Below are 13,724 nucleotides of genomic sequence, written 5' to 3'. Positions count from 1 at the left end.
CTCGTAGTTCTCGTAGTTCTCGCCGAGTGGACGCTCCGTCCCGTGGAGCGGGCGGTTCTCAGAGCACGCGGTACTGCGTGTCGCGGGCGTCGGTCAGGAACATCTGCCCCGGGGCGTGGGTGATGGCGAACGGCGGGCGGGAGGCCGTCACCGCGGCCTGCGGAGTCACACCGCACGCCCAGAACACCGGGATGTCGTCCGGTGCCAGGTCCACCGGGTCGCCGAAGTCGGGGCGGCCGAGGTCCTCGATGCCGAGCGCCGACGGATCACCGCAGTGGACGGGGCCGCCGTGCACGGCCGGGAGCAGGCTGCTCTCCCGGATCGCCGCCGCCAGGTGCTCGGGAGGCACCGGCCGCATGGACACCACCATCGGGCCGCGCAGCCGCCCGGCCGGGTGGCACTGACGGCTCGTCACGTACATCGGGACGTTGCGGCCCTGCTCGACATGGCGGATCGGGACGCCCGCCTCGGCCAGCGCCCACTCGAAGGTGAAGCTGCAGCCGATCAGGAACGACACCAGGTCCTCGCGCCAGTACCCGCGCACGTCCGTCGGCTCGTCCACCAACTCGCCGTCCCGCCACACCCGGTAGCGCGGCAGGTCGGTGCGCAGGTCCGCGCCCTCGGCGAGGGCGCTGGTCCAGGACCCGGCGTCCGTGACCTCGAGCACCGGGCAGGGCTTGGGGTTGCGCTGGCCGAACAGCAGCATCTCGTACGCCCAGTCGGCGGGCAGCGAGATCAGGTTGACCTGGGTGTAGCCGGCCGCGACCCCGGCGGTGGGTCCGCAGAGCCCTTCCCGGAAACGGGCACGGGCGGTTCGCGGGCTCCACGCGTGCGCGTGCTCGTCGATGAGCACCAGGGGGCGGTCGTCGGTCACGGTCGAGGTGAGGTTCTCGGTCGGGTTCACGCCAGTTCCCTCCCGCGCGTCTCCGGCAGGCCCAGGAGCGCCAGCGCCGCGAGGCCGTAACCGATCGCGCCGAAGACCAGCGCACCGCCCACGCCCCAGCTGTCGGCCAGGAAGCCGACCGCGGTGGGGAAGACGGCGCCCACCGCGCGCCCGGTGTTGTACGTGAAGCCCTGTCCGGTGCCGCGCACCGCCGTCGGGTAGAGCTCGCTCAGATAGGAGCCGAAGCCGCTGAAGATGGCCGACATGCAGAACCCGAGCGGGAAACCGAGCACCAGGAGCAGGGTGTTGGCGCCCTGCGGGATGTTCGCGTACGCCAGGATGCAGATCGCCGACAGCAGCGCGAACAGCCAGATGTTGCGCCGGCGGCCCAGCCGGTCGGTGAGATAGCCGCCGGTGAGATAGCCCAGGAAGGCGCCGGAGATGAGGAACGTCAGGTAGCCGCCGGTTCCGACCACCGACAGGCCCCGGTCGGTCTTCAGGTACGTCGGTACCCAGGTGGCCAGCGTGTAGTAGCCGCCCTGCACGCCCGTGGACAGCAGCCCGGCGAAGACCGTGGTGCGCAGCAGACCGGGTTTGAAGATCGCGACGAACGAACCCTTCTGCGCGCTTCTCTCGCGGACCGCGACCGCCTGTGGGGCGTCGTGCACCCGGCGCCGCATCCAGATCACCAGCAGGGCCGGCAGCGCGCCGGTCCAGAACATGATCCGCCAGGCCAGGTCGTCCCCCGCGAACGAGAACACCAGGGTGTACACGACGGCGGCCAGCGCCCAGCCCACGGCCCACGAACTCTGGACCGCCCCCAGGGTGCGGCCCCGGTGCCTCGCGCTCGCGTACTCGGCGACCAGGATCGCGCCGACCGCCCACTCGCCGCCGAAGCCGAGGCCCTGCAGCGCCCGGAACACCAGCAACGTCTCGTAGGTGGGCGCGAATCCGCAGGCCACGGTGAAGACGGCGTATGTGATCACTGTGATCATCAGGGCCCTGACCCGGCCGAACCGGTCCGCCACCACGCCGGCGACGGCGCCACCGACCGCGGAGACCACCAGCGTGACCGTGGTGAAGAGGCCGGTCTGTCCGCTGTCCAGACCGAAATAGGCGGCCAGCGCCACCATGCTCAGCGGCAGCGTGAAGTAGTCGTACGAATCCAGGGCATAGCCGCCGAACGCACCGGCGAACGCACGCCGGCCGCGCGGACCGAGGGCGCGCAGCCAGCCCAACGCGCCATCGTGCTCGGTGAGTTCGGCGCCCGACGCGCCGGTGGACAGGGCTTGCGGTGGAGGGGTCGTGCTCATGGGCACCTCGCAGAGGGAGGACGGAGGGTGCGGAGCTGAGCGGTGCAGTGAGCAGTAAGGTAGAGGATCGTTGAACGATCCTTCAATACCCGCGTTGTTTCGTTCTCCTGTGTGCGATTGAATTCCGGGCATGGCAGAGCAGCTGAGCGGACTGGCCGACGACCGCGCCCTCCTCGGTCGCACCAGTACCGCCGAACGGGTCTCGGACATCCTCAGGAGCCGGATCGCCGAGGGGTTCTTCCCACCCGGCACCCGGCTGTCGGAGGACAGCATCGGCGGCGCCCTCGGGGTCTCCCGCAACACCCTGCGCGAGGCGTTCCGCCTGCTCACCCACGAACGCCTGCTGGTCCACGAACTCAACCGGGGCGTCTTCGTCCGGGTGCTGACCGTCGAGGACGTCGAGGACATCTACCGCACCCGCGGGCTCGTCGAGTGCGCCGTCGTACGCGGCCTCGGCGACCCGCCGTACGACCTGGACGCGCTCGCCCAGGCCGTGGACGAGGGGCGGCGGGCGGCGCGCGAAGGTGACTGGAAAGCGGTGGGTACCGCCAACATCCACTTCCATCGCGAACTGGTGTCCCTGGCCGGCAGCGCCCGCACCGACGAACTGATGCGCAGCGTCTTCGCCGAACTCCGCCTCGCCTTCCACGTCGTGGACGACCCCAGGGCCCTCCACGAGCCGTACCTCACGCGCAACGAACAGATCCTGCGGGCGCTCCAGGCAGGCGAGAGGGCGACGGCGGAGGAACAGCTCGCCGTCTACCTCGCCGACTCACTCGAACGAGTGGTCGAGGTGTACCGGAGAAGGGTCGGCGCGGAGGACGCCCTCTAGGGCCGCGGAGGACGCCCCGCAGGGCACCTCCAGGGCTGCGGAGCAGTGACGACCAGGGGAGGCGCCGCGTGACCGTACTCGTCGTTTGGGGAGTTGTCAGACCCACCACCTAGTCTGTGCACCGTGACTTCGCCTGCATCGACGGACAGCGTTCCGCCCCAGTTCAGCGCGGGGCCGCGCCCCGCGCCGGGCCCGGCCGCCGACGAGGGACTGGCGCGGCGGCTGCGCGCGCTCGCCTGCACCGCGCCGCTGCACGACCTGGACGCGCGCAAGGCCAACCTGGCGGGCGAGTACTCGGTGTACGGCATGGCGGAGGTCGCGCTCGCCGCCATCGACCTGGTCACTCTCAACATGGACTTCGACACGGGCGCCGACCACGACCAGATCGTCGCCCGGCTCATCCCGCGCATCGCCGCGCAGGCCCCGCAGCGGCCGGTGGCCGAGCACGAGCGCGTGGCCCGCTGGGTCCTGGAGAACCTGATCAACGTCGGCAGCGTCGACCGCGGCTTCCGGGCGGTGTACGGCACCTTCACGACGGACGGCAGCTATGTCCGCCGTGACTACGACTTCAAGCTGATCGAGGAGGTGCCCGGCCCCGGCGGCACGGTCTATCTCCGCACCACGGACGAGGCGGTCAACGTCCTGGTCGGCGCCCTGGACACCGACGTCACCAGCGCCCAGATCGCCGCCGAGGTCAAGCTCGAGGTCCTGATCAACCGGGGGCGACTGGCGGACGCCCAACTCGCCGCCGAACAGGCCCGCTACCGGACCGTGCAGTACTCGGAGACCCTGCGCCGCGCTCTGGACGCGACCCGGCGCAACGTCCGCGCCGTGGACTGGCTCAACTCCGTGCCCGACATGATCGCCGAGGCGCTGGACCACGTGGCCGACCGCTACCGCCACGAGAACGCGATCCTCACCAACATCCGCAAGGCGCGGGACGAGACGGAGGAGGCCGAGCACAAGCGGCGGGCCGCAGAACTCGTCGACATCGTCAAGGACTGCATCCGACGGCACACGCAGTTGCAGTCGCGACTGCTGGAGGCGGGCCCGCTCTTCCGTGCCGAGCAGGACCGGCAGGCGTTCGCGACGCCCATGACGTCCTCCGGGATCGACCTCTACGGCCATCTGGTCGCCCCCGTGCTGCCGTTGCCGCTGGAGCAGGCGGTCCGGGTCACGGACGCCTTCTTCGCGCGCGGAACGGGACTGCGGACACCGGTGTCGGTGCGGGTGGGCGATCTCGTCGACCTACTGCTGACGCCTCCGGTGGAGCGGGAACACCTCGGCGCGGAGATGCCGGAGCCGGATCTGATCGCCACGCCGGACGACAGCCGGTTCAGCGAGGAGCAACTGGCGGCGGCGACCGAGCTGCTGGACCTGTCGGCCGACGCGCCCCGTCGGCTGTCGGGGCTGCTCGCGGAGGCGCGCCGGCGGGACCCGGAACTGCCGTATCTGGTGGCCCTGTTGGCGGTGCACGCGGCCAGTCCGCCGGTCGGAACCGCCTACCGGCAGGGCGAGGAGAAGCTGCTGTTCGCCGTGGACGACGGGACGGAGCTGGACGATCCCGAGTTCGGCGGCGCCGACCTGATCGTGGGGACGGCCCTGCTGGACGCGGCCGGGATGGCGGCGGACCGGACGGAAGCAGCATGAGTGGACGACAGCGCGACAAGGAGCCCGAGCAGTGACCGAGCACATCGAGTGGAGTGACACGGAGGCCCCGGCCCCGTCGGCCCCGAGTGCGGTCACGCCCGCCGACGCCGCCGACGCGGCCCGGCTCGTCGCCTTCGGGCTGCAGCCCAAGCTGCAGCCGGCGCGTGACCAGGAGTACGCGGAACTGCTGCGGCGCTACCGGGAGGACCCGGCGTTCGCGCGGCTCGCGGACGCCGTGGCCGCCGGGCTCGGGCTGGTGGTGCTGGAGGTCTCCCCGCGCGCGGGGATGGCCGTGACGGCCGCCGAGGACTCGGTTTTCGCGGTTCGCATGGGCGACTACGCGCGTCGTACGTCCGCCGACGGCGGGGACCGGTTCCTGCACGGGCTGGCCCATCTCGCCGTCGCCGCCATGGCGTTCCCGCGCCCGGAGGACCTGGCCGACGACGGGTACATCGGGCGCGTGACGGTCAACGGCGTCGACGCCTTCGTACGGCAGGCGTGTCGGCGACTGGAGGAACGCGCCGAGGAACAGGGCGAGAACACCGACCCGGCCACGGACGCGCCCGGCCTGGAGGCCGCGTGGCGGATCTGGGTGAGACGCAGCGCGGCCGGCGCCACCAAGGACGCCCGCAGACTCGCCGGATCCACGACCGGCATCGTCGGCAAGGCGGTGGCCTTCCTCACCGACTCCGGCTTCCTGCAGCGCACCGGCGACGACAACGGCGGCACGTACCGGACCACGGCCCGCTACCAGCTCCAGGTGCGGGACATGGCGGGCAGCGCCGCGATGGCCGAACTGCTGGAGCTGGGCGTGGTCCCGGTGACGGACGGTACCCCCACCCTGCTGCCGCCCCAGGACGGTGAGGACCTGGACCTGGCGGCCGACGCCGGGCTGCCGTTCCACTCCTCCATGCCCTCCTGAACCCCTTGACCTGCCGAAGACCTACGAGAGTCCGCCATGTACGAGCTGTCCCGGATCCGCCTCTACTCCATCGGTCCCGCCGGTGCGCGCTACGCCGACACCGTGCTCGACCTGCGGGGCGTCGGCGAGCCGGTGCCCGACCCCGCGCCCACCCAGGCGGAGTTCTTCGAGCAGGAGCCCGTGGGCCCGCCGCGCCGCCCGGCGCCCGCGGGCGTGCTCTTCCTGGAGAACGGCGGCGGCAAGTCGGTGCTGCTGAAGCTGATCTTCTCGGTGATGCTGCCGGGACACCGCAACACCCTGGGCGGCGCCAGCTCCGGTGTGCTGCGCAAGTTCCTACTCGCGGATGACTGCGGGCACGTCGCCCTGGAGTGGCAGCACACGCTGACCGGCGAGTGCGTCGTCGTCGGCAAGGTCAGCGAGTGGCGCGGGCGCCAGGTCTCCAACGACCCGCGGAAGTTCGCCGAGGCCTGGTACTCCTTCCGGCCCGGACCCGGGCTGTCCCTGGACAACCTGCCGGTCGCCGAGGCCACTTCGGTACGGCCGCCCGTCGAGGGCCAGTCGGGCGCGCAGGGGCGCCGGCGCACCATGAAGGGCTTCCGGGACGCCATCACGGAGGCGGGCAAGGCGTATCCGCACCTGGAGGTGCACTGGGAGGAGATCCACGACCGGTGGATCGAACACCTCGGCGACCTCGGCCTCGACCCCGAACTGTTCCGCTACCAGCGGGAGATGAACGCCGACGAGGGTGAGGCCGCAGGCCTCTTCGCGGTGAAGAAGGACTCCGACTTCACCGACCTGCTGCTGCGCGCCGTCACCGACACCCGGGACACCGACGGACTCGCCGACCTGGTCAGCGGCTTCGGCAACAAGCTGGGCCGCCGCGCCGAGCTGATCGCCGAACGGGACTTCACCGCCGGGTCGGTGGACCTGCTCGGGCGGATCGTCGAGGCCGCCGAAGCCCGTGCACGCGCGCGTGACATCCACGCCGGCGCCGAACGCCGTACCCGTACGCTCGCTCGCCGTCTGTCGGCGCGGAGCGGCCAGGAGCGGGTCCGGGCCGCCGATCTCGCCCAGCGCGTCACGGCTGCCGCGTACGCGGTCACGCACTCCGAGGCGGCCCGGGAGCGCAGTGCGCTGATCGCCGCCGAACTCGCCTTCCGCAACGCCTCCCTGGCGCTGGCCGCCGCCGAGAAGTCCGCCGCCGGACAGAAGCGCGAGCTGGCCGACGCGCGCACCCTGCACTCCGCCTGGCAGGCCGCCGAGGCGGTGCTGCGCCACCGCGCCGCCGCCGACCGCGTCGCGCGCGTGGCCGCCGCGATCCAGGAGGCCGAGCGGGACGCGGCCCCAGCGCTCGCCGCCCGCGCCAAGGCCGCCGTGGACCTCGTACGGGCCCTGCACGCGGCCGCCGAGAGCGCCGAGACCCTCGCCAACGAGGAGGAGGAGCGCTCCGCCGCACTCCAGGAGGCAGGCGAGTCGGCCCACCGTGACGCGACCGCCGCCGCCACGGAGGCGCAGCGGGCCCGCAGCGAGATCGGCCACCTCCGCCAGCGCCTCAGCGAGGTGGAACAGGAGACCACGGAGGCGGTGCGCGCCGGCTGGCTCGACGACAGCGCGCCCGACGCCGACCCGGCCCGTGCCGCCCTCGCGGCCAGCGACGCCGAGAAGAGCGCCGTCGCCGCCTGGGACACAGCCCGTGAGGCGTCCCGCAAGGCCACGGAGCACGCCCGGGAGGCGGCCGCGGCGGAGTCCCGCGCCGAGCTGACGGCCGCCCGCGCGGCGGACGCGGCCACGGCCACCCAGCGCTCCTACGAGGCCGAACTGCGCATCGCCGAGTCGCTGGCCGCCGAGGAGCGGCTGACGGAACTGCTGAGCCTGTCCGGCGGCGGCCGGACGCGCTCCTCCGTCCCGCAGCCCCGCCACGAGACGGACGACGACGAAGCGGCGCTCACTCCCGAGGAGTTGGACCGTTTCGCCGACGAACTGCGCGAACTGCTCGACGACTCCGTGTCCTCCGCCGAACGCCAGCTCTTCGAACTGCGGACCGCGGCGGCCGACGACTCCCGGATCCTCGGCGCGCTCGGCGACGGCGGGCTGCTGCCCCCCGGGCCGGACGTGCTGGCCACCGTCGAGTTCCTCGGCGAGCACGGCATCCCCGCCCTGCCCGGCTGGCGCTACCTCGCCCAGGCCGTGGACCCGGCCGACCACGCACGGGTACTGGCCGCCCGCCCGGAACTGGTCGACGGCGTCATCATCACCGATCCGGCCACCCACGCCCGTGCCCGCGACGCGCTCACCGACGCGGCCCTGCTCCCGCGGTCAGCCGTCGCCGTCGGCACGGCCGCCGCCCTGCTGGCACCGACCCCCGCCCCCGACACCCAGGGCGGTGACGTCTTCCTCGTCCCGCCGAACCCGGCCATGCACGACGAACACGCCGCCGACGAGGAACGGCAGGCCCTGCGGGCCCGGGCGGCCGAGCGGGACGAGGAGATCCGGGCGCTCGCGGCCCGCCTCGGCAAGGACCGTGAGCTGGCGGCACGCCTCGCCTCCTGGCGCACCGGCTGCCCGGCCGGACGGCTGGTCGAACTGGCACAGGCCGCCCACGACGCGCGCACCTTCGCGGAAGAGGCCGAGGCCGAGCTGACCGAGGCACGCACCGTACGGGTCGAGGCCGACGAGACCGCCGCCGAGGCCGCGCAGATCCGGGACGAGCGGCAGGAGGCCGCACAGAAGGCCCGCCGCGCCGCCGACGCCCTCGCCGGGCTCGCCTTCCGGCTGCGGGAGCGCGCCGGCTGGCAGGTGAAGCTGCGCGAACTGGCCGACGAGGGCGCCGAGTCCGAGGCCCGCGCGCAGGCCTGCCTGGAACGCGCCCGCGCCGCTGACGAGGACCGGCGCGCCGCCCAGCGCGCCGCCGACGACGCCCGCCGCACCGCCCGCGCGCTGCGCGCCGAGCGCTCGGAGATCGCCGGCGCCCCCGACGACGTACCCGACGCCGACGCGGACGCGGGCGTTCCCAAGGCGTCCCTGCCCGCCCTGCGCGAGGCCTACCGGGCCGCCTCCCAGCTGTACGAGAAGGTCGGCGTCGGCGCCGACCTGCGGGCCGAACAGGCGCGCGCGGAGAGCGACGAGAGCGCGGCCCGCGCCGAACTGGACCGGCTCAGCAACAAGGTCCGCACCCGCGCGGAGCAGCTGCTGCAGTCACCGGACGGCTCCGACGGGCCGTCCCGGCAGGCCGCCGCCGCCCGCGCCGAGGAGCTGGTGCAGCTCCTGGAGACGCGGATGTCCAGCGCGAGCGAGCAGTTGGGCCGGCTGCGCGGCGAGGCCGAACGGCACGCCCCCGAGGACGGCGAGGCCCACACCGAGCTGCCCGAGGAGCTACAGCCGCGCGACGCCGAGCACGCCCAGGCCCTGCTGCGCACAGCGACCGCCGAACTCGCCTCCCGTACCGAGGCGTTGACCCAGGCCCGGGAGGCCCACGCCGAGCTGCTCGACGCCCATCGCGCGGCCGAGGACGCGGCCGGCGGCTTCGACGAGACGGCCGCGATGCTGCGGGACCTGCTGCGCGAGCACGCCATGGAGGACGACCAGGAGGAACCGGAGCCCTACCCCGGCACCCTGGAAGAGGCCCGCCAGTCGGCCGCCGAGGCCCGGCGATCGCTGCGCGGCTGCGCCGCCGACCTCTCCGCCGCCGAGGCCGCAGTCCGCGAGGCCGGCGACGTCCTCGTCCGGCACGCCAACTCGACGCGATACGAACAGGTCCGCACCCCGGCCCGCCAGCAGATCCGTGAACTGCCCGCCTCCGCACTGCCGGAGCACGCGCAGAAGTGGGCGGACGCCTTCGCACCTCGACTGCGGGTCCTCACCGACGAGTTGGCTCAATTGGAGCGCAACCGCGACTCGATCGTGGACCGGCTGCGCGGGCTGGTCGAGTCGGCGCTGGCGACCCTGCGCTCCGCCCAGCGGCTCTCCCGGCTGCCCGAGGGGCTCGGCGAATGGTCCGGTCAGGAGTTCCTGCGGATCCGCTTCGAGGAACCCGACCAGGCCACCCTGACCGAGCGCCTCGGCGAGGTCATCGACGAGGCGACCCGGGCCGCCGTGAAGAAGAACTCCGACCTGCGCCGCGACGGCATGTCCCTGCTGCTGCGAGGCGTCGGCGCCGCCCTGCAGCCCAAGGGCGTTTCGGTGGAGATCCTCAAGCCGGACGCCGTGCTGCGCGCCGAGCGTGTGCCCGTCGGGCAGATGGGCGACGTCTTCTCGGGCGGCCAGCTGCTCACCGCCGCCATCGCCCTGTACTGCACGATGGCGGCACTGCGCTCCAACGACCGGGGCCGCGACAAGCACCGGCACGCCGGCACGCTGTTCCTCGACAACCCCATCGGCCGCGCCAACGCCACGTATCTGCTGGAGCTCCAGCGCGCGGTGTCCGACGCGCTGGGCGTTCAGCTCCTGTACACCACAGGCCTGTTCGACACCACCGCGCTGGCCGAGTTCCCCCTGGTCATCCGGCTGCGCAACGACGCCGACCTACGGGCCGGGCTGAAGTACATCAGCGTGGAGGAGCATCTGCGGCCGGGACTGCCGAGCGAGGCTCCCGCGGGGGAGGCCGGGCACAGCGAGATCACCGCGACACGGATGTTCAAGCGCCCGGCACCGACGGCGTCTTAGCCGACCAGCGCCGTAGCCGACCGCGTCCCAGCCGCCCCGGCGCCGACGACGCCGTATCGAACCGGCGGTCCTCAGGGGTGCGAGAGCTGTCCGGCGTTGCCGCGTCGGCGTATTCGCGCCTGCGCCCGCTCCGTGGCTTTCGCCTGTCGCCGGGTCCGGCGCTTCTCGCGCCGCAGGGCCCGGGCCGTGCTGCTCGGCGTCGACACCACGCCGTTGCGCTGGTTCCACACCTGCCGGGTCACCCAGACGTCGAGAGCGCTCCAGGTGGCCACCACCGTGCTCACCACAGCGCTGATCACCATGGGGAAGGCCGGCCAGGACCCGGCCATGGTGCACAGGAAGGCCACCATCGCCAGCAGCAGCGTCACGGCGATGATCAGGCCCGCCCGCACCGCCGCCGTACGGACCGGATCAGGCAGCCGACGGCGCTTGGCCGGCTCCTCGACCCACAGGGGCCGATAGCCCCGCTCCGGCTCCTCGTCTCGCTCGACCCTGTTCCTGGCTGCCGGAATGTCGGGATCCGGTGCTTCGGGAACCCGGTCCTCGACCAGGCTCGTCGCCATGCCGTCCCCGGGCGCCTCGCGCCGCTCCGCCGTGCCCATCAACGTGTCACTCCCCACCGCCAGCAGACCGCTCGTCCGCGCCCGACGGCACGGCTCCCCTGTGGTTGCCCGGCTTGCGCTGTTTTACGCCGCCCGGGTGCGGGATGCGGCTCATGTGGCCGATTCCGTCCCCGTTTCCCATCAAGAAGGACGAACGACGTGCCCCGAAGATTCCCGAGAAGCGAAAAATTTCGGCCAACAGACCAAGTGCACCCGGTGGATGAGTTCCCGTCACCGAGCGGGCAAACAGGGACGCAATCTCCCCCAATGGTCGGACAACTCGCCATGTCTCGTCGCCCGCGCGGAAGTTCACCTTCCGGACCGCTCTTCGAGTTACCAGTGTGTCGGTAGTAGGCTCGCGCCGTTTGTTGACGTACATGTGTACCCCCGGCCGGCGGGGGTCGAGCTGGGGGAGGCCATGCGCTTTCGCGGGAAGTCCATCCGCCGGAAGATCGTGGCGCTGCTTCTCGTGCCGCTGGTGTCCCTGACAGCCATCTGGGGCTTCGCCACGGTACTCACGGGCCGCCAGGCGGAGGACCTGTTCAATGTCTCCGACGTGGTCGAGAAGGTCGCGTACCCGATCGAGGACACCGTCCGCGTCGTGCAGCAGGAACGCCGTCAGTCCCTGGTCTACCTCGCCGACCCGCGGGCCTCCGACGGTCTGTCGGACCTCAGGCGCAGCCGGGCCGCCACGGACGAGGCCATCGCCGAGATCCGGCGGAACTCCAAGAACCCCGACGTCCGCGACGCCATGGGCCAAGCGACGAGCGATCGCCTGAGCACCGTGCTGGACACCTTCGACGGTCTCGCCTCGCTGCGCCGCAGCGTCGAGGACGGCACCGTCGACCGCGCACACGCCCTCGACCTCTACAACAGCCTGGTCGACCCGTGCTACGTCCTGCTCGCCAATCTGCACGTCGTCGACAACGTCGAGATGGACAAGCAGTACCGCGCCCTGGTCAACCTCGCGCGCGCCCGCGAGTTGCTCTCCCGCGAGGACGCCCTGCTGGGCTCCTCCCTGATCGTCGGCAAGCTCACCCGTGACGAAGTCCGTGACATCACCGACCTCGTGGCCCAGCGGGGCCTGATGTACGACGTCAACCTCCCGCTGCTGCCCTCGTCCGAACGCGACCGCTACCAGCGCTTCTGGAAGAACGCCACCACCGCCCCGCTGCGTGCGGACGAGCAGGCGGCGATCTCCTCCACCACGGGCAGGCCCGGCGAGGTCACCGCGCAGAGCTGGGACACCGCCGCCGGAAGCGTGCTCGCCAAGCTGGGCACCCTCAACGACCAGGCGAGCGACCGTTATCAGGACCGCGTCCGCCCGGTCGCCGTCGGTGTCATCGCCAAGGCGGCCATCGCCGGCGTCCTCGGTCTGATCGCCCTGCTGCTCTCGCTGTTCCTGTCCGTGCGCGTCGGCCGCACCCTCATCCGCGACCTGCGGCAACTGCGTCTGGAGGCGCACGAGGCGTCCGGCGTCCGGCTGCCCAGCGTGATGCGCCGCCTGTCCGCGGGCGAACAGGTCGACGTGGAGACCGAGGTCCCCCACCTCGAGTACGACAAGAACGAGATCGGCGAGGTCGGCCAGGCCCTCAACACCCTGCAGCGGGCCGCCGTCGAGGCGGCCGTCAAACAGGCCGAACTGCGGGCCGGAGTCTCCGAGGTGTTCGTCAACCTGGCCCGCCGCAGCCAGGTCCTGCTGCACAAGCAGCTCACCCTGCTGGACAGCATGGAGCGGCGTACCGAGGACACCGACGAACTCGCCGACCTCTTCCGGCTCGACCACCTGACCACCCGTATGCGCCGGCACGCCGAGGGACTGGTGATCCTCTCCGGGGCCGCCCCGTCCCGGCAGTGGCGCAAGCCCGTCCAGCTCATGGACGTCGTACGGGCCGCCGTGGCCGAGGTCGAGGACTACGAGCGCATCGAGGTCCGCCGGCTGCCCCGGGTCGCCGTCACCGGCCCGGCCGTCGCCGACCTCACCCACCTCGTGGCCGAACTCCTGGAGAACGCCACGGTGTTCTCCCCGCCGCACACCGCCGTTCAAGTGGTGGGCGAACGGGTCGCCAACGGCTTCACCCTGGAGATCCACGACCGAGGCCTCGGCATGGCGGCCGACGCACTGCTGGACGCCAACCTCCGGCTCGCCGAGACACCCGAGTTCGAGCTGTCCGACACCGACCGGCTCGGCCTGTTCGTGGTCAGCAGGCTCGCCCAGCGGCAGAACGTCCGGGTCTCCCTGCAGCCGTCCCCCTACGGCGGCACCACCGCCGTCGTCTTCATCCCCGACGCCCTGCTCACGGACGACGTGCCCGACACCAACGGCATCGGCTTCCGCCTCGACCGGCCCCACCCGTCCAAGGAGGCCGAGCTGGAGGAGGGCCGCCGGACCGCGCTTCCGCGCGTGCCCGCGCAGCTGCCCGGCCTGCCCGCCTCGCTCCTGGACGGCCCGGTGGAGCTGGAGGCGCCCGTCGACCTCGACGCCGTCGACGACTTCCCGGCGGTGCTGGAGGAGGACGGCGAGGAGGGTGGCCTGTTCCGCCCCCGGCGCTCCATCGCCCGCGTGGAGGACGAGGCCACCGGCCGTCATGGCGAGCACCTCCACGGCGACGACGTCAGCCATGGCCGGGACGGCGCGGACGACCAGCTGGGCGCCCCGGTCTCGCTGCCCCGGCGCGGGGCCCCCAAGCTGGTCAGCTCGCACGGGCGCCCGGTCACCGAGCAGCGGTTCCGCCGCGAGGACGCGCCGGATGAGTCGCCGGAAGCGGCTCGGCGATCCGAGCCCCAGTGCTCGGCCCCCCCCGCGACCCCTCGCCGGGGGGGCGCACCTCTTGCCGCCGACGGCCCCGGCCGGCCCGGC

At 72.7% G+C, this 13,724-nt stretch carries 8 protein-coding genes; 5 read left to right on the top strand and 3 right to left on the bottom strand.

Features of this window, described 5'->3' with window-relative positions:
* Positions 1 to 58: 58 nt before the first annotated feature.
* Together ABZ453_RS29785 and ABZ453_RS29780 are read right to left on the bottom strand one after the other, a co-directional pair.
* On the bottom strand, positions 59 to 904 hold the full coding sequence (locus tag ABZ453_RS29785) for a putative hydro-lyase (protein ID WP_359019560.1): 846 nt from the start codon (positions 902 to 904) through the stop codon (positions 59 to 61).
* Positions 901 to 2,196, bottom strand: a complete 1,296-nt coding sequence (locus ABZ453_RS29780) for an MFS transporter (RefSeq protein ID WP_359019558.1) — start codon at positions 2,194 to 2,196, stop codon at positions 901 to 903. Before ABZ453_RS29780 ends, ABZ453_RS29785 begins: the two co-directional genes overlap by 4 nt.
* A 130-nt stretch (positions 2,197 to 2,326) precedes the next feature.
* Here ABZ453_RS29780 and ABZ453_RS29775 point away from each other — a divergent pair, with 130 nt between their 5' ends.
* The 4 genes from ABZ453_RS29775 (at position 2,327) to ABZ453_RS29760 (ending at position 10,262) form a co-directional block, all read left to right on the top strand.
* Positions 2,327 to 3,028, top strand: coding sequence for a GntR family transcriptional regulator (locus ABZ453_RS29775; protein WP_359019556.1), 702 nt, complete (start codon positions 2,327 to 2,329; stop codon positions 3,026 to 3,028).
* 123 nt (positions 3,029 to 3,151) lie between these two features.
* Positions 3,152 to 4,678 (top strand): hypothetical protein, encoded by a 1,527-nt coding sequence (locus ABZ453_RS29770; protein ID WP_359019554.1) that lies wholly within the window; start codon positions 3,152 to 3,154, stop codon positions 4,676 to 4,678.
* A 31-nt stretch (positions 4,679 to 4,709) separates the two neighbouring features.
* The gene (locus tag ABZ453_RS29765; protein ID WP_359019552.1) at positions 4,710 to 5,600 is read left to right on the top strand and encodes a hypothetical protein; all 891 of its coding nucleotides are present in this window, start codon (positions 4,710 to 4,712) and stop codon (positions 5,598 to 5,600) included.
* Positions 5,601 to 5,636: 36 nt separating this feature from the next.
* Positions 5,637 to 10,262, top strand: coding sequence for a hypothetical protein (locus ABZ453_RS29760; protein ID WP_359019550.1), 4,626 nt, complete (start codon positions 5,637 to 5,639; stop codon positions 10,260 to 10,262).
* A 71-nt stretch (positions 10,263 to 10,333) separates the two neighbouring features.
* Here ABZ453_RS29760 and ABZ453_RS29755 read toward each other — a convergent pair whose 3' ends face one another.
* Positions 10,334 to 10,864 (bottom strand): hypothetical protein, encoded by a 531-nt coding sequence (locus tag ABZ453_RS29755; protein WP_359019548.1) that lies wholly within the window; start codon positions 10,862 to 10,864, stop codon positions 10,334 to 10,336.
* A gap of 418 nt (positions 10,865 to 11,282) precedes the next feature.
* Here ABZ453_RS29755 and ABZ453_RS29750 point away from each other — a divergent pair.
* A partial coding sequence (locus tag ABZ453_RS29750; RefSeq protein WP_359019546.1) for a nitrate- and nitrite sensing domain-containing protein occupies positions 11,283 to 13,724 on the top strand: 2,442 nt, incomplete at its 3' end.

Source organism: Streptomyces sp. NPDC005799, from assembly GCF_040630525.1.
GTDB lineage: Bacteria > Actinomycetota > Actinomycetes > Streptomycetales > Streptomycetaceae > Streptomyces > Streptomyces griseorubiginosus_B.
The sequence above is the reverse complement of the archived record's forward strand: the minus strand, read 5'-3'. Positions and strand labels throughout refer to the sequence as shown.

Excerpts from the sequence above, each read along its gene's own strand:
- ABZ453_RS29780 (WP_359019558.1), bottom strand. The coding sequence starts at position 2,196 with ATGAGCACGACCCCTCCACCGCAAGCCCTGTCCACCGGCGCGTCGGGC.
- ABZ453_RS29775 (WP_359019556.1), top strand. The coding sequence starts at position 2,327 with ATGGCAGAGCAGCTGAGCGGACTGGCCGACGACCGCGCCCTCCTCGGT.
- ABZ453_RS29760 (WP_359019550.1), top strand. The coding sequence starts at position 5,637 with ATGTACGAGCTGTCCCGGATCCGCCTCTACTCCATCGGTCCCGCCGGT.
- ABZ453_RS29755 (WP_359019548.1), bottom strand. The coding sequence starts at position 10,864 with ATGGGCACGGCGGAGCGGCGCGAGGCGCCCGGGGACGGCATGGCGACG.